The sequence below is a fragment of the Microbulbifer variabilis genome, assembly GCF_052467165.1.
In genome coordinates, this window is the sequence record NZ_CP174301.1 from 1769858 (window position 1) to 1793006 (window position 23149).

At 50.4% G+C, this 23149-nt stretch carries 14 protein-coding genes; 5 read left to right on the top strand and 9 right to left on the bottom strand.

Going from position 1 to position 23149, the window contains the following annotated elements; genetic code table 11:
- Nucleotides 1–219: 219 nt before the first annotated feature.
- Nucleotides 220–1206, top strand: coding sequence for a 1-aminocyclopropane-1-carboxylate deaminase/D-cysteine desulfhydrase (locus ACJJIP_RS08015; RefSeq protein ID WP_444946916.1), 987 nt, complete (start codon nucleotides 220–222; stop codon nucleotides 1204–1206).
- A 245-nt stretch (nucleotides 1207–1451) separates the two neighbouring features.
- The gene (locus ACJJIP_RS08020; protein ID WP_026305068.1) at nucleotides 1452–2327 is read left to right on the top strand and encodes an NAD(+) kinase; all 876 of its coding nucleotides are present in this window, start codon (nucleotides 1452–1454) and stop codon (nucleotides 2325–2327) included.
- A 537-nt stretch (nucleotides 2328–2864) separates the two neighbouring features.
- Here the strand turns inward: ACJJIP_RS08020 and ACJJIP_RS08025 are convergent.
- From ACJJIP_RS08025 to ACJJIP_RS08050, 6 genes are all read right to left on the bottom strand, one after another.
- A complete protein-coding gene (locus ACJJIP_RS08025; protein ID WP_444946608.1) occupies nucleotides 2865–4544 on the bottom strand; it encodes a BatD family protein in 1680 nt (559 codons plus the stop codon).
- A 72-nt stretch (nucleotides 4545–4616) separates the two neighbouring features.
- Nucleotides 4617–6488, bottom strand: coding sequence for a VWA domain-containing protein (locus ACJJIP_RS08030; protein WP_020413119.1), 1872 nt, complete (start codon nucleotides 6486–6488; stop codon nucleotides 4617–4619).
- Complete coding sequence (locus ACJJIP_RS08035; protein WP_020413118.1) at nucleotides 6485–7525, bottom strand: vWA domain-containing protein; 1041 nt, start codon at nucleotides 7523–7525, stop codon at nucleotides 6485–6487. The genes ACJJIP_RS08030 and ACJJIP_RS08035 overlap by 4 nt, the downstream gene beginning before the upstream one ends.
- Nucleotides 7518–8069, bottom strand: a complete 552-nt coding sequence (locus ACJJIP_RS08040) for a DUF4381 domain-containing protein (RefSeq protein WP_020413117.1) — start codon at nucleotides 8067–8069, stop codon at nucleotides 7518–7520. The genes ACJJIP_RS08035 and ACJJIP_RS08040 overlap by 8 nt, the downstream gene beginning before the upstream one ends.
- 85 nt (nucleotides 8070–8154) lie before the next feature.
- Nucleotides 8155–9126 (bottom strand): DUF58 domain-containing protein, encoded by a 972-nt coding sequence (locus ACJJIP_RS08045; protein ID WP_353376406.1) that lies wholly within the window; start codon nucleotides 9124–9126, stop codon nucleotides 8155–8157.
- Nucleotides 9126–10097: an AAA family ATPase gene (locus ACJJIP_RS08050; protein WP_020413115.1), complete on the bottom strand. Its 972-nt coding sequence runs from the start codon at nucleotides 10095–10097 to the stop codon at nucleotides 9126–9128. The genes ACJJIP_RS08045 and ACJJIP_RS08050 overlap by 1 nt, the downstream gene beginning before the upstream one ends.
- Nucleotides 10098–10413: 316 nt before the next feature.
- Between ACJJIP_RS08050 and ACJJIP_RS08055 the strand changes: the two genes are divergently transcribed.
- On the top strand, nucleotides 10414–15330 hold the full coding sequence (locus ACJJIP_RS08055) for an NAD-glutamate dehydrogenase (RefSeq protein WP_444946917.1): 4917 nt from the start codon (nucleotides 10414–10416) through the stop codon (nucleotides 15328–15330).
- A 116-nt stretch (nucleotides 15331–15446) separates the two neighbouring features.
- Nucleotides 15447–16487, top strand: a complete 1041-nt coding sequence (locus ACJJIP_RS08060) for a quinone-dependent dihydroorotate dehydrogenase (RefSeq protein WP_020413113.1) — start codon at nucleotides 15447–15449, stop codon at nucleotides 16485–16487.
- A gap of 128 nt (nucleotides 16488–16615) precedes the next feature.
- Here ACJJIP_RS08060 and rmf read toward each other — a convergent pair whose 3' ends face one another.
- The gene (rmf, locus tag ACJJIP_RS08065; protein WP_020413112.1) at nucleotides 16616–16867 is read right to left on the bottom strand and encodes a ribosome modulation factor; all 252 of its coding nucleotides are present in this window, start codon (nucleotides 16865–16867) and stop codon (nucleotides 16616–16618) included.
- A 447-nt stretch (nucleotides 16868–17314) separates the two neighbouring features.
- On the opposite strand from rmf, the gene rlmKL reads away from it, so the two are divergent.
- The gene (gene rlmKL, locus ACJJIP_RS08070; protein WP_353376402.1) at nucleotides 17315–19504 is read left to right on the top strand and encodes a bifunctional 23S rRNA (guanine(2069)-N(7))-methyltransferase RlmK/23S rRNA (guanine(2445)-N(2))-methyltransferase RlmL; all 2190 of its coding nucleotides are present in this window, start codon (nucleotides 17315–17317) and stop codon (nucleotides 19502–19504) included.
- A gap of 82 nt (nucleotides 19505–19586) precedes the next feature.
- Here rlmKL and ACJJIP_RS08075 read toward each other — a convergent pair whose 3' ends face one another.
- Nucleotides 19587–21965, bottom strand: coding sequence for a bifunctional serine/threonine-protein kinase/formylglycine-generating enzyme family protein (locus ACJJIP_RS08075; protein WP_353376401.1), 2379 nt, complete (start codon nucleotides 21963–21965; stop codon nucleotides 19587–19589).
- A gap of 17 nt (nucleotides 21966–21982) precedes the next feature.
- On the bottom strand, nucleotides 21983–22915 hold the full coding sequence (locus ACJJIP_RS08080) for a PP2C family protein-serine/threonine phosphatase (RefSeq protein ID WP_444946609.1): 933 nt from the start codon (nucleotides 22913–22915) through the stop codon (nucleotides 21983–21985).
- Nucleotides 22916–23149: the final 234 nt, after the last annotated feature.

The following is a 23149-nucleotide window of genomic DNA, read 5'->3' on the forward strand; positions in this document are numbered from 1 at the left end:
TATGATGTAGAGGCTTGTCCTTTAGTACACCTCAATTTCTTTTGGATTAATTGTCGCCTCATGGTTTTAAAAACATTGATGTGTGCCTAATTAGAATATTGATGTTTTGGTTTAAATTGGTAAAGGGGAAATGCTCTTGGCAGAGCGGATAATAAGTTTAATGTATCTGATAGGTGCCCCCCAAATAGGCATAATAGTTTTTTATAAGGTTTGTCCATGATGCCCCATTTTTTAGACCGACTAGATCTTCAGGTATTTACTGATGCGGCTTTTCGAATTCCATACCAGCAGGTTAGAGGCGGCTTGTTTCCTGGTTTGGATGTTTGGGTCAGGCGTGACGATTTGATCGATCCACTAATATCAGGAAATAAGGCTTACAAACTTATCCATAATTTGATTGAGGCCAGAAATCAAAGGGCTGAGACAATTGTTACATGCGGCGGGGCTTGGTCAAACCATATACACTCAGTTGCAGCCTCTGGAACTCGCTTTGGCTTTAATACTATAGGTATTATTCGCGGTGAAAGGCCGCCGGTGCTTAGTGCTACTTTACGGGATGCTGAACGCCTTGGAATGAAATTAATTTTTGTAACAAGAGCGCAGTATCGACGACGCTATGAATCGGGCTTTATAGAGGAGTTGGGGCTTGAAAATCAAGGCGTCTACTTTGTACCTGAGGGGGGGGCTAATCTGGCTGGCGTGCGAGGTACTCAATTATTGGGACGTGTAATAGAGCGCACGGCGCCAGTAGATTTTGATCAAGTTTGGGTAGCCTGTGGGACTGGAGCTACCTTTGCTGGGCTTAGTTCAAGTATTCAGAGATCGTCTGTTGTTGGGGTTGAGGTTTTAAAAGCAGGGGAGAGTGTTCGGAAAAGCGCGCAACATTGGCTTACTGTGCTTGGCCAATCTTCAGAGATTAACAAGAGTATCCAGGCCGGAGTGCAAGTGCCTCACCTCTTGTCTAATGAAAGAATGGGGTGTTTGTTAGGGGGATATCATGGAGGAGGCTATGGGAAGCTCTCAGCGGAATTAAGAGAGTTACAGCGTATACTCGAAGATCACTCTGGGATCCCGATTGAGTCTGTTTATATTGTGAAGTTATTTAATGCCCTTCAAAAGATTAATAATAGTGGAAATATCTCTCATGGGGAGCGTGTTCTTATAGTTCATTCCGGGGGCCTTCAGGGAAGGCGCGGTTATGAATAGGAGTTGCTCAAATATTAGGTGAGGTGACGTAGTGAACCTCATAAATCTACAAGTTTGTCGGGAAAGTGTGCGTCGTAGTCTATGATGACTTTGTGCTTTCTCCTGACTTCTGCAAGTTCGACTGAAAAGTTAGTCTCCGGCATAATGGGGGTTTGGGCTCTCGGGGTTTCACCTAGCCAGTTAGTATCGACTGAGCGGGTATTCAGCTGGCTGTTGAGGGGTACTAAATATGTATAGGGGGAATGGTGACTGAGTTTCAAAATATAGGTCTAATTGGTCGTACAGAAAGTGAGAGTGCAGTTATATCACTCGAGCGTTTAATGTCATTCCTTCAAAAAGAAGGTTATTCAATAGTTCTGGAAACTAATACGGCAGAGGCGCTATCAGGGCACAATGTTAGAGTGTCTTCCAAGGAGCGGCTTGGCGAATTGTGTGATTTAGTTATTGTTGTTGGTGGTGACGGAAGTCTTCTTGGGGCAGCGAGGGCGCTTGCTAAGTATAGTGTTCCGCTATTGGGGGTTAATCGGGGACGTTTAGGTTTCTTAACAGATATTATGCCAGGCCAGGTCGAAGAAAAGGTTGGGGAGGTGTTGTCTGGGAAGTATATGGCTGAGAGTCGATTTTTATTAGATATGTCTGTCACGAGAGCCGGAAAGCAAGTTGGCAAGGGGGCTGCTCTCAATGATGTGGTGCTCCATCCGGGTGAGTTTATTCGGATGATTGAATTTGATTTGTATATTGATGGTCAGTTCGTATATACACAGAGATCGGATGGTTTAATCGTTTCCACTCCAACAGGCTCAACAGCCTATGCGCTTTCTGGTGGGGGGCCTATTATGCACCCTAAGCTAGATGCAATTGTCCTGGTGCCTCTTAATCCTCATACCCTAAGCAGTCGTCCTATAGTTGTGGAAGGTAGCAGTGAGTTTAAACTCATAATTGGTGAACATAATATTGCTAAGCCATATGTCACTTGTGATGGACATGATCAGGTTATTACGCGGCCTGGAGATGTAATTAGAATTCATAAAAAGCCACATCGATTAACATTGATTCATCCTTTAGATCATAATTTTTATGAGATTTGTCGCTCTAAATTAAATTGGCAAAAAACTAGTTAGTGTGTATTTAAGCTGCGGGTCTAGAACTCTAATTTATTTATAGTTATAGAGTTAGAAGGTTTTCAGCTAGGTAGGGTGATGGGCTATAGATTTTTAAGATTTGCACCAATGGAAAGTTATCCCGAGGTTCTGTTTGTTGCGGCCTGAGCAACTTCTCAGTGGTAAGCTTTTTAATATGGATGCTATGATTCGTATGGTCTGTCCTGTATTTTTTCAGTTAATTAGATTTCCCTGATTGGGATTTATCTCTGTACTCCAAAAAATTATTGAAAATGCCACAGGAAAAGAGGTGCACTTTTAACATAAGTTCTTTTTGTTGGTGCTTAGATAGGTCACTCTAAACGTTAAGGTCAAGAGTGTGTTTAGGGGGCGTCCGCACCAGTGGTGAGATTTTATAGTGGTTTGATTCCTTGTTGCTTGATGTTATGAGTAGATAAACTTCCTTTATCAAAAAAATATTAAGTGATAATAGTAGAGCTCACCCCTCTTTTTGGAGGGGTGTATGTTTGCAGTCTTTTTTGTGGGCGCAGGTATTACTTAGGTAAATAATTTCGGTAAAGATTCTTCTTCTGTGCTTTCCGAAAAAGGCAATTGCTTTTCCAGCAACCGTTCCACCAAAACTTTGACTTTCTGTTGATTCAACGGCCGTGGCTGTTCTTGATATATAGCTGCGCTTAAGAGTCCATGAAGCTCTTCAAGCTCTTCAAAAGCTAATTGTTGGGTACTTTCTGTGAGGTTGCTGCCTCTTAGCTGGGGCCAGCGTACATGAATCCAATCTAAAAGAGCTTTTTGGATGTATGACGGTGTTCCACTATCCACAGCCCTCCTTAGAGCTGATTCTCGCTGTGCCGTCGTATTCCTCGGAGTTTGGTGGCTGTTTGGCCTGTGGCTGTTCCAGCGAGTTCGGTAAAAATAGATAACCCACAGTAAGTGTGATGCGATTGCCGCTATAGCCAAGTTGCGCCAAAAGTAGTCCTGGATTTCTAGGCTTGTAGTGCTGGAGGCCGGGGAGAGTAATTGACCAGGTTCTTGATTTTGCGGTGAGGTTGCTGCTGTACCACTGACATTAAAACGAAAAGCTGGTAACTGAGTGGCCCGCTGTTTTTTACTCTTGGTGTCCCACCAGGTAACAGTAATAGCGGGGAGTTGGTAGTCACCAGGCTGGGTGGCAACGATTGCAGTGGTTTCTATACGGCTGCCGGTTACTCCATTTGGGCCAATCTGGTCCTCTTGTTGGGGTTGGTCTGGATAAGTCTTAAGCCCTTCTACGTCAAGCTTGGGCAATGGTGGGAGTTGGGCGGCTCTCAGACCTTCAGCGCGAATAGTGAGGATGCGAGTGATAGGCTCGCCGACAGTAAATGTATCTGGGTCCTGACTCCAACTCTGCACGATCCCCAGGCTCGCAGCTGGTAGCCAGTCAATTCCACTATAACTATCCGGCTTCGGAAGCACTTCTATTGTTTTCGCTTGTGAGCGCAGGCGTAGGCGTTGGCTATTTCGATTAAACAGAGAGAAGGGATCTCTGCGCCCAGCAATGGCTACATAAGTCAGGGCAGGGATGGAGAGTTGACCGGAGCTATCTGGAAAGACCGCATAAGTAAGCTCGTATACCGCATGGCTAATACCATCCAGCTTGCGCTCATAGCGCTGTTCATCAACTTTTTCTACGTGAGCACCGGCAACCTGGAGAGGCTCTGTGGCTATATCGTGTAAGCCAATAGTGGTGTACAGGCGTACTTTGACCAGTATCTGTTCTTGTACATAGGCTTTATCTTTATCCAGCTCAATTTCCAAAAATGCCTTGCGGTTGGTGCCATCAGGAGTATTGCCTGCTTCACTAACCGTGACTGGAATCGCATCTGATACTTGGCCTTTGTAGTGGAAAGATGGTACGAACAGTTTTCCTTCACGCTTGGGCGCGAGTGTAAGCGTCCACTCTACAAAGCTTTCTGCGCGGCCATTTATTACCCGGTATTGATTGGATTGCTGTCTGGAGAGGATATCGAAATCCTGCTCAAGTTGCTCAAGGTCAGGCTGCCCGCCGTTTTCATCGCCGGAGTAGCGCACACGTAAGTTGACAGTTTCATCGATGCCTATTTTATTCCTGTCGACAGTGGCTGTTAGGTCACTGGCGAAACTAAGGTTGCTGCTACCAAGTAACAGCAAAAAAAAGAACAAGTGATAGAGGCCAAGTTGGCTGAATACGCTGTTTATCATTTGCTTTTCGTTTACGTGTACCATTAACTTTTCCGAAATTAGGGCACTCAGAAATCCATAAGTGGTGAACTTTTACCACCTCTGCGTAGCGCCATTTTCTGGGGGCTCCCACTCCCCACTGCGATAGGCCCGGCGTCTTTGCAGGCTTTCATACTTGAATTTCTCACGCATCAAACCAGCGGGATCGTCAGGGATTTGCCGCAGCCACTGATCCAGCGCTTGCTGGGTTTCTGGGTCCAGGGTGTTTTCCTTCGCATTAGCGGGTTGCTCTTGTTCCCGCCCCTCTTCTTGTTCCTTTTCATCCTGCTGAGCTTTTTGTTGTTCCTGTTCCTGGTTTTCCTGCTGCTCGCTTGCAGTCTGTTGTTGCTGTGCCGATTGTTCTTGCTCCTGTCCCTCGGATTCCTGCTGCGAGGCTTGGGATTCACTAGTTGACGGTTGTTGCTGGTCTTCCTGCTGCTGGTCCTGTTGACTTTGCTGTTGTTGATTTCCGGACTGTTGTTCTTGCTCTTGTTGTTCCTGTTTTTGTTGTTCCCCGGATTGCTGCTGAGCTTGTTGTTGCTGGCGTTCGTGCAGCTCCTGCAGCTTTTTCGCGATCTCCCGATTATGCTCTGCGTCGGCAAATTGAGGAGCCTGTTCCAGAGCCTTATCGTAAGCTTCGATTGCCTGCTGGTAATTGCCCTGCTGGACGAGACTATTGCCGAGGTTGTAGAGCGCTTGAGGATCGCTATTTAAGGAGAAGTCTTTTTGGGCGGCTGCGTAGTCTCCGGCCCGGTAATTGGCGGCGCCGCGCCATTGTGGGTTGCGGAAAGTTTCTGCCGCTTGGCCGGGCTCCCCCTCATTAAGCAGTTTCTGGCCCTGCTGGTCCTTCCGCTGCCACAAATCCTTCCATTCCAGCGCATAGCTGTCGCTGGGAAAGCCTACTAGCAATGCAAAGGGTAGAGCACAGGCTAGGGCCCCCTTACGAAATAAAAGCGCGGCAAATGGCAGTATGAGCAGAATGAGCAGAGGGCCCTCATCCCGCCACTGGTCGAATTCCCTTTCGGTCAGTTCAGCTTTTTGGGGGCTCTCAGAGTGGGGAAGAAGGTGCTCGATATCAGAGTCGTTCACGGTGATTTTTGCATAGCGGCCCCCGCTATCTTGAGCGAGCTGGCGGAGTTCACGGGGGTCGAAATTGGAAATGACGATCGCCCCTTTACTATCGGTGACAAAGCCGCCGCTATTTCCCCGGGGAATGGGGCTGCCTTCGCCGCTACCGACCGCGAGAATATTTAGCTCAACGTTGGCCTCCGAAAGAGACTTTGCCACAGCATCCGCTGCGATAGGGTCAATGCCGTCAGTGACAGCCAGGAGCTGACCGCGCCCGGTAGCGCCATCTTTTAATAACTGAATGCCTGTGGTGACTGCCATTTCTATATTACTGCCAGGCACAGGCATGATTGCTGGGGATAGGGCAGGCACCAGGTTGGCAATCGTAGCAGTATCTTCGGTGAGCGGTGTTACTACATGGGCCTCGCCGGCATAGGCGACCAGGGCTGTCAGCCCATCCTGGCGCTCGCGTAGGATATCCAGGATTTTCAAGCGTGCCCTGGTTAGGCGGTTAGGGGAGAGATCTGTCGCCATCATGGATGGAGACAGGTCCAGGAGTATGACTAGGGCATCCTGACTGCTGTATACCGGCGTTGGTAATTTTCGCCAGGTTGGCCCGGCCAAGGAGATGATCATTGCCGCCAATATGGCAAATATCAGGGCAAACAGCCACGGACGCCTGGTGCCGCCACGCATTAAGAGATGCGGTAGCAAATCGGCATCGATAATCTTTTGTAACTGTGCGCTGTTGAGAATGGTCCTTCCCAATCCCCAACAAATCAGAGCGGCAGGAATTAGTAACCACAGCCAGTAGGGGCGTAGGAAATGAAAGGTCTGGAGAAGGTCTGGAATACTCACAGGGCCTTGCCTCCGGTATTAAGTCTCTGTTTGGTGCTGCTTTGCAGCTCTCTCATATTGGTTGCTAAAGGGAGGATGGCCCAGGTTCCTGCAAGCAGTAGAGCTATTCCTAGAGGCCAAATAAACAGCGATTTTAGCGGTCGATAACTTTCCGCTTCCTGTTCAACTGGCTCCAATTCGTCCAGCTCAGCGTAGATTTTGGCAAGCTCCTGAGGGTTGTGCGCTCGGAAATAGCGCCCTCCGGTTTCATCTGCAATAGCTTGAAGGGTTTTGCTATCCAAGTCTCGGGAGGGGTTAATACGGCGACTGCCAAAACGACTGCCGAGCAACCCGGGCTGCACCATCTCCTCCGCTCCAACGCCAATGGTATAGACAGTAATCCCGGCCTGTTGTGCCAGCTCTGCCGCTTTTAGTGGCGATACCTCTCCTGCGGTATTGGCACCATCGGTTAGGAGTATGAGGACTCTTTGATCCGCGGGGCGCTGTGTAAGCCTTTTTACAGATAAACCTATTGCATCCCCGATAGCAGTGCCCTGGCCTGCAAAACCAATCTGGGCTTCGCGCAATAATGTGCCCACGGTTTCCCGGTCGTAAGTGAGAGGTGCCTGGAGGTAAGCGCGGGTACCAAACAACACTAGTCCCAACCGGTCTCCCTGGCGGCGTTCTACAAAATCTCCAACTACCTGTTTGACGGCGTTTATGCGCATCGCTGGCCGGCCGCCCAGCATCATATCCGGGGTTTCCATGCTGCCGGAGATGTCTACTGCGACTAAAAGATCACGGGCGCTACTGGTCTGGGTGATTGGCTCGCCGTACCACCGGGGTCGAGCGGCGGCACTTATTAGTAGCAGCCAAATCACAATGAGTAATAGTAAGCCGAAGTAGTTGCGCTGCTCGCCGCCACTGCGCTGGGATAGGTCAGCGTAAAAAGGAACCTTTAAAGCGCTGCTGATAGGCTTGGCTCTGGGGAGTAGCCAGCGGGCAAGTAATGGCAAAGGTATGAGAATGAAAACCCACGGCCAAGCGAATTCAAACACCGGCAGCCTCCTTGTGTACTAATGCAGAGGGCTGGTGGGACTGCAGACCGTGTATTTTCACCCAGGTGATTGCATATTCGCGTAGTGCCTGGTTATTTCGAGGGTCAGAAACTCCACGGTAGAGTTGCTCCAGTAGAGCTTGGCGTGCATCTGGAGGGCACTTATGGGCTGCAGATTTCTCCAGGAAGCTCAGCCATTGATCACCGGTGAGGTTTCCACAATGAGATCTACCAAAGGTAGTTACGGCAACACGCTTGAGGATCTCATTAATTTCTGCGGTAGCTGTTGCCTGAGTATTATCTACAGCTTCCAGCAGTTTAATAGCCTCAATACGGTAACGATTGCGCGCCGCTTTTTTACGTTGGTAACTGACTAACAGGGTGATTCCCAAAACGCTTAACAAGAGTATTGCGGCGAGAATCCACCAACCGGGAGCCGGTGGCCACCAGCTGATGGGGGTCGGTTCCTGAATATCGTAAAGTTGCGCCAATAGCTCCTGGGCTTCCGGTGAAGGACTTTGCATTTGTTGCTGTTTTCTCAACATGCTTCCCCCATCGAAGGCTTTGCCATCTCACCTGCGAAATAGAGTTCTAGCACCAAAAACACATTTGCATCCTTATCCTTCACAGCTACTGCCTTTTATTCTTATGCCAACCATTTTGTTGGCGTGAGCCGTAGAATGATATCAACTCAGGCACTAGGGGCTTGGTGTTATCAAAATCCAGCAATGGCAATCGGTGTCGGCGGCAAAGCTGTTCGACGTCGGTCCGTATTTGCGCCTGCTTTTCTGCGAAATGATCGCGCAGGGGCTTGTTGCCTGCATTCAGAAATGTGCGTTGGCGACCATCGGATATCGTGAGTGATTGAGTCGGTAAATGTAGCTCTAGTGGATCGGTAATCCGAATCACTTGTAAATCCGCATGTCGCGATAGTAGGTATAGGGATTGAGAGCAGTGGGCATCCAGATCATGGCAGTCACTAATCAGAAATAAAGCGCTACCGGGGCGGGCGATACGCCGAGCCTCTTCCAGAAGGTTTTTCATGGTTTGGCTGCCGCTTTCCGCTACAGGACTGCACAATTCTGCAGCTCTGGCCACGGTACTATGTATCATTGACAGCACTGCGTGGTGACTGCGTCGCGGTCTGACTGTATCTATTTCGCGGTCGGAAAAAAGTAGGGCGCCAATGCGGTCGCTGTGCTGGAGCCCAGCCCAGCCTAGTGCTGCGGCAATTCCACTTGCAGCGACAGACTTGAAGGCTCGATGGCTGCCAAAAAACATTGGCGAACGCAGATCCAAAAGGATTATAACGGGCCTTTCTCTCTCCTCCTGATAAAGCTTGGTGTGGGTTTTTCCTGTGCGGGCTGTTACACGCCAGTCGATAGAGCGGACATCATCGCCAGCCTGATAGTCTCGCACCTCTTCAAAATTCATCCCGCGTCCGCGGTAGCGAGTCAGCAGGTTGCCTGCTTGGTCGCTACGTACAAGGCGCGGCTTGAATAATTGCAGCTGGCGTGCAACATATCGCATTTGTACAAGTGAGCCCACCTCTGGGTAAGCCCCGCGTAAGTCGAATTCCGTTGGGGAGGTTGCCGCGTGCATTAGATTGCCGGTACCTGCTGCAGAAGGCGTTGGATGACATGGTCGGTCGTGATACCAGCGGCCTCGGCCTCAAAGCTAAGCAGCAAGCGGTGACGAAGAATATCTGGTGCCACGTCCATAACATCATCGGGTGTAACATAATCTCGGCCTGCGAGCCATGCTCGTGCGCGTGCACAGCGGTCGAGAGCAATTGTTGCTCGCGGACTGGCACCAAAATCTAGCCATGAAGCCAGCTCGCTGTCATACTTCGCCGGTTCGCGCGTAGCAATGACAAGTTGGACAGTATAGGTCTCCACAGCTTCAACCATCTGCATTTCCAGAATCTGGTTGCGGGCCTGGAAAATTGTCTCCTGGTTAATAATATCTGAGGGGCGATTTTCGCCAAGAGTAGCCTCGGATCTGGCCAGCCGCAGGATTTTTGCTTCCGCCTCTGCGTTGGGGTAGGCAAGATTCACCTGCATCAGGAATCTGTCCAATTGGGCTTCAGGTAGAGGATAAGTCCCCTCCTGCTCAATAGGGTTTTGGGTGGCCATCACCAAAAATAATTGCGGTAGCGGATAGGTTTTTCGGCCTACACTGATCTGTCGCTCGGCCATGGCCTCCAGCAGTGCCGACTGTACTTTGGCCGGCGCGCGATTTATCTCATCGGCCAGGATCAGGTTGTGAAATACCGGTCCGGGTTGAAAATGGAACTCTCCGGTTTCCGGCCTGTAGATGTCGGTGCCGGTAATATCTGCCGGTAGCAGATCTGGCGTAAATTGAACGCGATGGAAGTCTCCCTCAATAGCTTCACCCAATGTTTTAATCGCCTTGGTTTTGGCGAGGCCTGGGGCGCCCTCAACCAGCAGGTGGCCATCCGCAAGCAAGGCAATCAATATGCGATTAACCAGTGTCTCCTGACCGATAATCTGCTCTTCCAGCCAGTTGCCCAATGCGATAATGCGATCTCTGAAATTCCGGTTTGCTTCCATAGCGTCTCTTCTTTTGCGATTGCGCCTACCCTGTCGATTTGGGTGGCTATCTACCATCTTTTATATATAGTCGCCGCCAAGAAGGTGGGGCACGTCGATTTTAGCGGCATCAGATGAAGAGGCAACCACTGAGCACGCACACACTTGTTAAGCGACATAATTCGAGGAGGCTCTGGTGCCTTCCCGAAGGCTAAGTGAAAGTTTAATTTTTAGGACTCTCTCCTGCAGCACACAGGGGATGAGATGACTATCTTTTCGGATCTACAGTCTTTGGATTCGATGTGACAAAAATGAGATTGGGAGGTTCCCCGTGAATATGGCGACGGTGATTACCGATAGCCGTGAGGAATTGGTGGCACAAATTTGTGAGCTGATTCGTGACAAGCTGGCGAGTGAAGCGGAGCCTGTTGTGGCTTTTGCGCAGCAGTTCCTGCACCAGTATCCACTGGAGGACCTGGAAGGCCGGCGCTTGGTGGATGTTTACGGTTGCATCTATTCCTGGTGGAACTTTATTCAGCAGCGCTCAGATGATTTACCTAAGGTGCGTATCTTCAATCCGCGTCTGGAGGATGATGGCTGGGAGTGTTCACATACGGTGATTGGCATCCTTGTACGAGATATGCCATTTCTGGTTGACTCGGTACGTATGGAGGTCAACCAAAGAAATACGGTTATTCACTCGATCAAGAGCACAGTCTTGCATCTTGAGCGCAATGCCGGCGGTAAATTGAAGCACTTGCTTCCGCCCCGCGATGAATCTCTCGATCTCTCTTATGAGCACGTTTCAGGAAAAGAGCACAAACCCGCCAAGGGCTCTAAGTTGCTCAATGAGGCGCTGATTTATATTGAGGTAAATCACGATACCTCAACAGAGTTTGCCTCCAGTTTGTCGTCGGCATTAAAGGATATACTTGGCGATGTAGAGCTGGTGGTCGATGATTACGCGCCAATGCTCGAGACCTGTAGTGCGATGGAGGGCCAGTTGCGTGCGGGGCTATCCGAAGATGAAACTAATTTGCTGGAGGCTTGTGCCTTCATGCAATGGATGCGAGATGGCAACTTCACGTTTCTTGGGTATCGGGAATATGAGTTTAGCCAGGTAGGCGATAAGAAAATTCTCAGCGAGGTGGAAGATCGCCGCCTGGGGATTTTCAAAAAGCTGGAAGAAGCTGCAGCCCCCATGCCTGAGACAGCGTTTAGCGAAGGTAAGCAGCGCTTTTATCAAGGCCCCAACTACTTAACTTTTGCCAAGTCCTCAGTTAAATCCCGAGTGCATCGCAGTGCTTATTCTGACTATGTGATGGTCAAACGCTATAACGCTGAAGGTGAGGTGATTGGAGAGTCTGCCTTTATGGGGCTCTATACCTCTCCGGTTTACACTGAAAGCCCGGCGAAAATACCGATTATACGCCGCAAGATGGCTTCTATGATTGAGTCCAGTGGTCTTTCCGGTCATGGTCACGACGGTAAGGCACTGCGTAGGATTCTGGATACTTTTCCCCGCGATGAATTGTTCCAGGGCAGTACCCAGGAGTTATTCGATGTAGTCATGGGGGTGCTGAGCTTAAATGAACGCGCGCATATCCGCTTGTTTATGCGTCGCGATCCATTCGGCAAATTTGTCACTGCAACAGTGTATGTACCGCGGGAGCAGTTCAGCAGTAGTGTACGTGAACTGATTTGCTCCCATATTGCCAAGGCGATCAAGGCCAAGGATTCAGACTTCACTACCTTTTTTTCCGAGTCGATTCTCGCCCGGGTGCACTTTGTTTTCCGTGTTTCACCCGATGAGCCTGTAGATATAGATGTGGCGCTGTTGGAGGCGCAGATTGTGGATATAACCCGCTCCTGGGAAGATGTATTTCAGAGATCACTTATTGACAGCAGCGGTGAGGAAGAGGGCAATCGTCTTTTCCGCATCTTTGGCCGTGCCTTCCCCGCTGGCTACCGCGAGGATTTTGAGCCGCGAATTGCCGTACAGGATGTAGCTGCGATCCAAGGGCTCAGTGAAAATAATCGGGTGGCAATGAGTTTTTACCAGCCGGTTGGTGCGGCCCAGGGCAGCCTGCGTTTTAAAGTGTTTAACTGGGGTAGCGGCCTCACTCTTTCCGATGTAATCCCTGTGTTGGAGAACCTCGGCTTAAGGGTAATTGGTGAATTCCCCTATACCATTCGTCCCTGTGGTGGGACCGATGTATGGATGCACGAATTCCACCTGGAGTTCGGTTTGCCCACCAAGATTGATGCACAGGCATCCCGGGGTTTATTCCAGGACGCCTTTGCCGCTATTTGGAATCATACCGCCGAGAGTGATGCCTTTAATCGCCTGGTACTTGCCGCGCGTTTGAACTGGCGCGAAGTATCCATGCTGAGAGCTTACGCTCGCTACCTCAAGCAGACCAAATCCAGTGCCAGTCAGAGTTATATTGCCGCGACTCTTGCCAACCACGTGGAAATCACCCGCAACCTGGTAGCTCTTTTCCGTGCCCTGTTTGATCCGCGACTCAGCACAGGCAAGCAGGAGCAGACACGGGTTGAGCGTTTGATTAGCAAGATTCACGACAATCTCGATAGTGTCGAAAACCTGAATGAAGACCTGGTGTTGCGCCGCTATCTGGAGCTGATACTTGCGACTTTGCGTACCAACTTCTTCCAGACTGACGCAGAGGGTGAGCCTAAAGATTACATCTCAATTAAATTCAGCCCGCGGGATATTCCCGGTATCCCGGAGCCACGTCCTGAATTTGAAATTTTTGTCTACTCGCCGAGGGTAGAGGGGGTGCATCTACGTGGCAGTAAGGTGGCGCGCGGTGGCCTGCGCTGGTCGGATCGCTTGGAAGATTTCCGTACAGAAGTGCTAGGGCTGGTTAAAGCCCAGGCAGTAAAAAATGCAGTGATTGTGCCCAGCGGAGCGAAGGGAGGCTTTGTGATGCGTCGTCCGCCGGCGGACGGCAGTCGCGAAGCTCTGATGGAAGAGGGTATTGCCTGCTACAAAACATTTATCCGTGGATTATTGGATATTACCGATAACCTGAAAGATGGTGAGATAGTGCCGCCTAAGCTGGTGGTGCGCCGAGACGAGGATGATCCTTACCTGGTCGTGGCTGCCGATAAGGGAACTGCAACTTTCTCTGATATTGCCAATGGCATCGCTGAGGATTATGGCTTTTGGTTGGGCGATGCCTTTGCCTCAGGTGGTAGCCAGGGGTATGACCATAAGAAAATGGGAATCACCGCCCGGGGTGCCTGGGTGTCGGTACAGAGACACTTCCGTGAAATGGGAGTGGATGTCCAGCGAGAGGACTTTTCCGTAGTGGGAATCGGTGATATGGGAGGGGATGTGTTCGGTAATGGCATGTTGCTGTCTGAACATATTCGCCTGAAAGCCGCTTTCAACCACATGCATATTTTTATTGACCCAAGCCCGGATGCCGCCTCGAGTTTTGAAGAGCGCAAGCGCTTATTTGATTTGCCGCGCTCAAGTTGGCGCGATTATAACCGTGACCTGATCTCAAAAGGTGGCGGTATCTTTGAGCGCCGTGTAAAGGCAATCAAGATTTCTCCGGAGATGAAGGAAGCCTTCGATATTAAAGAAAATCAACTTACACCCAATGAGTTGATTAGTGCGCTGCTGCGAGCACCGGTAGATTTAATCTGGAACGGTGGTATTGGCACTTATGTTAAAGCAGCTACCGAATCAGATGCAGAAGTTGGGGACAAGTCCAATGACCACTTGCGCGTGAATGGTCTTGAGCTGCGTGCCAAGGTCTTTGGTGAGGGTGGTAATTTGGGTATGACCCAACGCGGGCGAATTGAATTTGCGCTTAATGGTGGTCGCTGTAATACCGACTTTATTGACAATGCTGCCGGCGTGGACTGCTCGGACCACGAAGTGAATATCAAGATTCTGCTCGATAAGGTTGTGGCTAGTGGAGACCTGACCGACAAACAGCGAAACCAGTTGCTGCATGGCATGACTGACTCTGTGAGCGATCTTGTGCTGCACAATAACTATGATCAGACTCGAGCCTTGAGCGTGGCTGAGTACCAGGTTTCCAAGCGCTTGGATGAATATCGCCGCACGATTAACACGCTTGAGGATGATGGCCGTCTGAATCGCGCATTGGAGTTTATCCCTGACAATGAACAGATTTCTGAACGCGTGCACAAAGGGCAGACCCTAACAAGGCCAGAACTGTCGGTATTGATCTCCTATGTGAAGGTGAAGCTCAAAGAGGAATTGCAAGGCGCAGAGATTACCGACAACCCCCGCGTGCGCGAAGCTGTAGAGTCCGCCTTCCCGCCAGAGCTGGTTAAGCGCTATAAAGAGCAGGTTTACGAGCATCCACTCTTGCGCCAGATAGTATCCACCCAGGTGGCCAACGAACTGGTCAACAGTATGGGTATTACCTTTTATAACCGCATCAGTACGGCTACCGGCGCAGATGTAAATGATGTTGCAGCAGCTTATGTCAGTGCCCGCGATGTCTACAAAATGCCGGAGTTTCAGGAGCAGCTGGCGGAACTGGATTACAAAGTGCCCGCTGAGCTGCAAACTGAACTGCTGAATTCAATGATCGGCCGGGTTCGACGCGCTACGCGCTGGTTCCTGCGCAATCGTCGCAGTGAGCTGGAGCCTGCACAAAACTGCGAGTTGTTCCAGGAGTCGGTGCAGCGGGTAATCAAGGCTTTGCCAAAAGTCTTGAGCGGCGACCCTCTCACCGAATGGGAGCAGCGTTACCAGAAGCTGCTGGAGGCAGGGGTACCAGAATCTTTGGCGCTATTGTCGGCATCACCCACTTATCTGTACTCAGCCCTCGGTATTTCCGAGTCGGCCCGCGCCAGCGAGAGACCGGTAGAAGAGGTGGCCACTGTCTATTTCAGGCTCTCTGATGAGTTGAATTTGCACTGGTTTGGTAATCTGATCGTGGATTTGCCGGTGGATAGTTTCTGGCAGGCACAGGCCAGGGAAACCAGTATGGATGATCTGGATAGCCAACTCTCGACGCTGGCAGTGAACATTATGCGCTTGGCCGGCGATGAGAAATTGGATGTAGATAGTGCAATGTCGCGCTGGAGCGCTATCATGGCGCCAGCTATTCAGCGTTGGCACAATATGATTGCCGAGTTGAAGGCTTCCGCTGTCAGTGATTTTGCGATGTTCACCGTGGCCCTGCGCGAGTTAATGTACCTCGCCCATGCCACTGCTGATCGCGAAGATCTGGCAGAGTAAGCTAGCCAGGCTTGCTGAGAGGCCACCCTTGGGTGGCCTCTCGTTTGTATGCTAAAACACATGGCTCCACTTGTTGCCATCTGGTGGGTGGGGCTGGCTCCTATTTAAGGAAAGGTATGTATTCGACTCTGCGTAAAGCTTTGTTTGCGCTCGACCCTGAGCGGGCCCACCACCTCTCATTGGATGCGATCGGTGCCGCCGAGCGCCTCGGCTTAATGTCCCTGTTTAAGAAGCCGATAGCGCACGATCCGGTAGAGCTGATGGGGTTGACCCTGCCCAACCCTGTGGGACTGGCCGCAGGTCTGGACAAGAATGCGCAGGCTTTCAACGGATTAGGGGCTTTGGGCTTTGGTTTTGTAGAGGTGGGGACTGTGACTCCCCGGCCACAGCCCGGCAACCCTCTACCGCGATTGTTTCGAGTAGAAGAGGCTGACGCCATTATTAATCGCATGGGGTTCAATAACCTTGGCGTTGATTACCTGATCGAGCGTGTAAAACATCGCCGCTACAAAGGTGTACTGGGTATCAATGTGGGCAAGAACTTCGATACACCGGTGGAGAAGGCCGCAGATGACTACTGTCTGTGCATGGAGAAAGTCTATCGCTATGCCGATTACATTACTGCCAATGTATCCTCTCCCAATACCAAGGGACTGCGCGACCTGCAGTTTGGCGACAGCCTCAACCGGTTACTGGGAAGTATCAAAGACAAGCAGATGCAGTTAGCTCAAAAGAGTGACCGCTATGTGCCGGTGGCTGTGAAGATTGCTCCGGATATGGATGGTGATGCCATTGCGCAGATTGCCGAAGCGCTGTGTGAATACAGCATTGACGGTGTAATCGCGACCAATACGACTATCGATAAATCATTGGTTTCCAATCTGCCGCATGGTACGGAGGAGGGGGGACTTAGTGGCAAGCCACTGCAGCAGCGTTCCACCCAGGTGATTGCCCAGCTATCCGAGGCCTTGGAAAAGCAGATACCAATTATTGGTGTTGGTGGCATTTTCGATGGGGATAGTGCTGCTGAGAAAATTCGCGCTGGGGCTACAGCTGTACAGGTATATACCGGATTTATTTACCGTGGGCCTAGGCTGATTCGTGAGGCAGTGGAGGCTATTGCGCTGGAGCGCCGCCGTCGCTCGGAAGATGATTAGAGGTCGAAGCGCCCAGCCTGAGAAATTCTGATTGAGCTGGGTGGTGAGCAAATGTTTAGCGCGCCTGCATAGAGGCGCGCTATCTATTTTGGGCTTGGTTTTGTAGATAAACGCTCAGGTTATGTGTTCTAAATAGTACTCCACCCATCGGGATACTGAATATCGGTGGAAATAGCGCCATAGATCTCCAATTTTTGCGCCTTTGTAATCCTATCAAAGCCGTTCCAGTAGTCTTCCCGCCCTTCACGCCAGCCGTTTACCCATTCCTGATGGGGATCGCTTTCGACAAAAGGGCAGCTGTCAATGGACTTATTGTTTAGGGCGGCCAAATAACCCTTGTAGAAGGCCCTGTCGGCGTGATTGCGTTTTTGGCGTCTCATCAATACGGCACCTCTGCTTGTAGATGTTCGGATTGCTACGCGGCGTGATGGATGCTCGTTACAGTTTTATTGCATCGATATTTTGAGTCTAGTGAATCTTTCCTTCGGGCAGCCACGTACGATTCCTGTCACTCCTCCACATTCCAAGAATACTGTGAAGGTGGGGCGATCGGAAAATCTGACTCAGTAACCTGTGAGTGGTATTAATTTGGGCATAAAAAATCATATGACTAAATGGACACTGTGTTCCAGGAGGCGCCTGGCGTAGGCGGAGCCGAGCCAAAATGGGATAATCGCGCCAGAAAGGTGGCGATTTTAAATAGCTGAGAGGAAGGTGACCCCAATTTTCTGATGGCTGCGCAACCTCTTTTTCAAATTGGCACCTACAGGTGCGAAATCCCCCATTTTGCCGGGGTTAATTGAGTAATAGTTTTGACAGACCCTCATATGGAAGAATTTCAGTTTACTGCGACTTGTCCCAAAGGCTTGGAGAGCTTACTTGTCGGGGAATTGCGCACTCTAGGTGCTGATATCAGGCGGGAGCAGCCTGCGGCAGTGCATTTCTCTGGCTCTCTTGAGGTAGCCTATCGTTGTTGCCTCTGGAGTCGCCTGGCGAATCGTATTTTGTTGCAACTGGAGCAAGTTCGTATCAGCAGTGCAGATGACTTGTATCGGGCCGTTGCTGCACAGCCCTGGGAACAACATATCCGGCCGTCTGGCAAGCTTTGGCTGCAGTTTTCGGGGACAAACCGTGAGATTCGCAATAGCCAGTTTGGCGCACAAAAGACCAAGGATGCCATTGTCGATCGCCTGCGTAACCAGACCGGTGCCAGACCAACAATTGATAAACATCATCCAGATCTCACGGTGGCTTTACGTCTCAACCGCGACAGGTTAGATATTGCTGTCGATCTCAGTGGTGATAGCTTGCACAAAAGAGGTTATAGAACCCATATTGGCGCGGCACCCTTGAAGGAAAACCTGGCTGCGGCGTTGCTTTTGCGTTCTCGATGGCCTCAGATCGCAGCTGATGGGGGAGCTCTGCTGGATCCAATGTGTGGTTCTGGCACCATTCTGATTGAGGCAGCCATGATTGCGGCAGATATCGCTCCAGGGCTCTTTCGAGAGAGCTTTGGTTTTGAGCGTTGGCTCAATCATCAAAGTGATATCTGGAATAACCTGCGGGAGGAAGCACTACAGCGCCGCGCCGCAGGCATGGAAAAGAAACTGCCGGAGATTCGTGGCTATGATGCGGATGCGAAGGTGCTATTTGCTGCCGAAGCTAACATCGACCGGGCGGGCCTTGAGCGCCAGGTTAGAGTTAGCTGTCGCCCTGTAGGGTCCTTTAAGGTGCCAAGCCATCGAGAGGTTAAACCCGGTTTGGTGCTGACCAACCCGCCCTATGGCGAGCGCCTGGGTGAGCAAGAGGCCCTGCGCGAAACTTATGCGGAGCTGGGTCGCCAACTAAAGTCGGAATTTGCCGGTTGGCAGGTTGGTGTTTTCACTGGTAATCCCGAATTGGGCTACTCCACCGGGTTGCGTTCTCATAAACATTACCAGCTATATAACGGCAGTATCCCCAGCCAATTATTGCTATTCCAAGTACACCAGCAGAGTGAATCGGGCCAAGCGACTGACAGAGCGCGTAAGCTGTCCGTCGAGGCTGAAATGGTGGCCAACCGCCTGCGTAAAAATCTGCGAACTACCGGCAAATGGGCAAACAGAAATGGTGTTGATTGCTACCGCCTTTACGATGCAGATTTACCTGAGTATTCAGCGGCGGTGGATTTGTACAAAACCATAGATGGAACTCTGTATGCGCACCTTCAGGAGTATCGCCCTCCGGCCAGTATTGATGAAGGAAAAGCCCGTAATCGACTGCGTGATTTGCTTCGAGCTGTTCAGTGTGTTCTGGAGTTGCCCCGTGCAAATATCAGTATCAAAGAGAGACGTCGCCATAGTCACAAGAGTGGACAAAAGGGAGGTGGCCAGTACCAGAAGCAGGCAAAAGCGGGAACTACTCTGTGGGTGCGAGAGTATGGTGCAGAGTTTGAAGTCGACTTGTGGAGCTATCTCGATACTGGGCTGTTCCTCGATCATCGTCCTGTGCGCAAGTATCTGCGTGAACTAGCCTCTGGTAAGAAGTTTTTAAATTTGTTCTGCTACACCGCCAGTGCGACTGTACAGGCAGCCAGGGGGGGCTGTGTGCAGAGTACTAGTGTGGATATGTCTAGAACATATCAAGCCTGTGCTGCGCGTAATTTCCGTGCGAATAATATGGACCCCTACAAACACCAACTGGTAGAGGCGGACTGCTTGCAGTGGCTGATGTCAGCACAGCAAAATCGTAAAGGACACTACGACCTTATCTTCCTTGACCCCCCGAGTTTCTCTAATTCTGCCAAGATGCGTGGAGTATTGGATGTCCAGCGCGACCACGGGAAGCTGGTACGCCAATGTATGGCTTTACTGGCACCGGGGGGAACCTTGGTTTTTTCTAATAACCTGCGCAGCTTTAGGATGGATGAGGATGTAACCAGGGACTTTTCTGTTAAGTGCCTGCAGTTGCTGGATAAGGATTTCCAAAGAAATCCGAAGATTCATAATGTGTGGGAGATTCGGTCTACACATCAGTAGCAGGTGGCCAGCGAAGCTCTAATTTTACTTAAAGCCCGAGAGAGAAAATCACTCGGGCTTTTTTATTTCTTAGGGTATTTATTCAGTTGAGTTCCATTACCACTCGAATGCCAACATCTTTGTTGCGGCTGTGGTCATTAAGCCCCTTGCGGTAATCTGCTCCAATTTTGTTTGCCGGATCACGCATTGATCCCCCGCGAACACTGCGTAGCTTGCAATTGGCCATTTCCAGTGGGCGGGCGCTGTTCTGATTTATATCGTAGCCAGGTTGGTAACAGTCCTGAACCCATTCTGCAACATTGCCTGCCGTGTCAAATAATCCAAATGGATTGGCCTGGTAGTGGCCTGTTGGCCCTGTTTTCGCACTAAACAGGTTATTGAATTCGCTATTGCAACCACGTCGACAATTAGCCTTACCGCGTGCATCACTGCTCCCCCACCAGAGTGGCTGAGTGCTGTTACCTCTTGCTGCATACTCCCATTCAGCTTCGGAGGCTAACCGGTATTTAAGTCCTGTCTCCCTGGATAGCCATTCGACATATCTCTGGGCATCTTGCCAACTCACATTGATAACCGGCCTGCCTTTGCGACCCCAGCCAGTATCATTTGGTTGGGCGTTACCGGTGGCAAGCGCAAAGCGATCATACTCGTCGAAGGTAATTTCATGAGTGGATATGGCAAATGCTTTTTCAATTTTCACTTGGTGAGCAGGGCTACTGAAACTATATCGATTGCTGCCCATAGTAAAGCTGCCTGCGCCTACAACCACCATTTTGGGGCCCTGGCCCCCTGAAGATAAATTGGAGCGAATTTTTTTGCCAGCAAAGTAGGCTTTATTGAGTTTTATCGATAGTGCAATATCCCGATCCTCAATTTCGATCCAGCGGCGAACCTTGGTAAATCCTTTTTTACTTATTTCCAGGTCATATCTTCCTGGTTCCAGCTGAATTCCCGGCTCATAGCGCGGAGCAATGTTCATGATACGAATACGCGTATCCGTGGGAATTGTATTGACATTAAGAGCGAAAGATTTTGGGTTTTGTTTTTCGCGTGGTACTTCTTCAGTAAAAGTGTTTTCTGGTCCCTCAGGTAAAATTAATGCACTGGAAGCCTCTGACGTGGAGGTTTTCGAAACTTGATTTGTTCCGTGCGGCTCCTGGCTAAAGCTTGCTGACGGGGAGGGTGAATCGGTAGGCATGATGATCCCCCTTGCCGATTCGGCAGTGTCGTTTTCGGCGAAGCTAGTGTTTTGGTCTCCGAGAGTATTGATTCCGAGGAGATTGGCTGAGAAATCGCCGGCCCCATCTAAAAATGGCAACCCAGTTCGCCAATGGGTATTAGCGCTGATCAGACTGAAAATACCCAAAAAGATAATCAGGGAAGCAGTGAGGACTCCGCTCATAAGCCAGGGGCGTCTATGCCTGCTAGGTTCACTGAGTAGCTGACGTAGGCGTACCAGAGTATCCTGCTCTGTGCGCCCTGGGTTTGTACTCTCTGGATTTGATTTCGTTTGCAATAGGCTGGTTAAACGATCACCGAGGCTGCTGAATAAAGTGAGTAGCAGGGCGCGAGCCAGGCTGGATACGCCGAGGGAAGCATTATTCAATTGGCTAATTTGGTGGCCTGGTTTGCCAGCAAGCGTAGCAACCAATTGGTCTGAGGCATCTGCCACATCCAACCCGCGTTGAAATCGTCTACTGGGGTCTTTAGCGAGGAATTGTTCAATTAACGGTTGGTACAGCGCGTGGCGCGCCGGCAATTTGGGAATAGGGTCGGTGAGGTGCTTGATAGCAATGGCCACGGCTTCTTCAGCTTGGTAAGGTACTGCACCGGTTAACATTTCGTAAAAAACTATACCGAGACTGTACAAGTCTGCACGGCCGTCGATAGCAGCACCGCGGGCCTGCTCTGGGCTCATATAATAGGGTGTTCCCACCACCATGCCGCTATTGGTCATACGAGTGGTGTGAGCCACAGCCCGTGCTACTCCGAAATCGCTCAGTACTGCAGAGCCGTCCTCCCGAAACAGGATATTCTCTGGCTTGAGATCCCGATGCACGTAGCCTTTGCTATGGGAGTGGTCTAATGCCATAGCGATCTGTCGCACGACATTTAGGGCCTCCAGCGGATCCAGTGGACCTTTTGCAAGTCGTTCGGATACTGAACCGCCTGGCATATAGTCCATGGCGATATAGTTGAGACTGCGATAGCGGCCGATATCGTGAATGCCAACAATATTGGGGTGAGACAGTTGCCCGACAATGTTGGCTTCTCGCTGAAAGCGCTCGCTAAAAATGGGGTCGGCATTCAAAACCGGTGACATAACCTTCAGGGCCACCTGGCGTCCTACGCTACGTTGGATCGCCAAATACACTGTGGACATACCGCCCTGATTTATTTTTCTGACGATTCGATAGCCAGGTATTTGCAGCGGCGAGTTGCCGCCATTAATGGCTTCCATTATGTGCTGCTGCTCAGTCACATCAGGTGGGGAAGCCCAATTGCCAGGGTAACAATGGTTCCCGCAGCAATAAGTAAGGCTGACAGAATTTGCCAGATTTTTTTCTTGTTTGCCTCCACTTCACGGGCTTGGTCGAAATCCTCTGGGAGAATGTTGGGGTTCGTTATGAAAGTGGGGGCTTGGGGAGGGGCGTCTATAATTTGTACGGTTATGTTGTCTTTGCCACCAGCGTCAAGGGCGGCGCTGATAAGAAGATCTACTATCCGTTGATTATCGGTATTCTCTGCGATGATTCGTGTAATCTTCTCATTTGCCACTTCCGAGCTCAGGCCATCGCTGCAGAGGAGTAGTTTTTGACCCGCGGCCCAGCGATAGGAAACTCGATCTACTTCTAATTTGGGGTTAGTACTGCCACCGATACATCGTGTGATTACATGGCGGTTAGGATGATTAGCTGCTTCTTCAGAATTTATTGCGCCTGAGTCCATGAGCATCTGGACATAGGAGTGGTCACTGGTTAACTGGCTGAACTCACCATTTTGCTCATTTGGCGTCCATAAATAGGCGCGACTATCGCCTACCCAGTAAATATGAAAGTAATCTCCTTCCTCGGCGAGAACAACAGCAGTCGATCCCATATTGGCGGTACTATGTTCGTCGCCTAGGAGTAGGGCGTGGGCTTTCTGCAACGCTCGTTCGTAGTGGCGGTCGGTAGATGCGGACTGGGCAATTTCCTCTACGACAGTTTTACTGGCAAGCTCTCCAGCATGATGGCCGCCGAGGCCATCAGCAACAACCCAAATGCCTTTCTGCTCATCTGCCCAGTAGGCATCTTCATTCTGTTCACGCCGGTAGCCAGGATGGGTGGAGCCTGCACTACGTATAGTGCCTGGTGTGCGCTGAACTACTTCGCTTTGCCGCGATACTTCGCGTACTTTGGCTTCACTCACTGGCGTGCAACTACCTGTAATGTATTCTCAATTCGATCGATGGTGATGGCCAGCTCTAAGGCCGACTATCTCTTTCATATGATGCTGCAAGTGTACTTTAAATAACCACACCTGTGACAGCGACAATGGTCATCCCTGTATTGGCTGAATACTAGACTTTTGTGCCGCAGTAAGCTGCAAACCCAATCACACGCTAATGATATCGCCCATGTTAAAATCATTAGCAACTCTAAA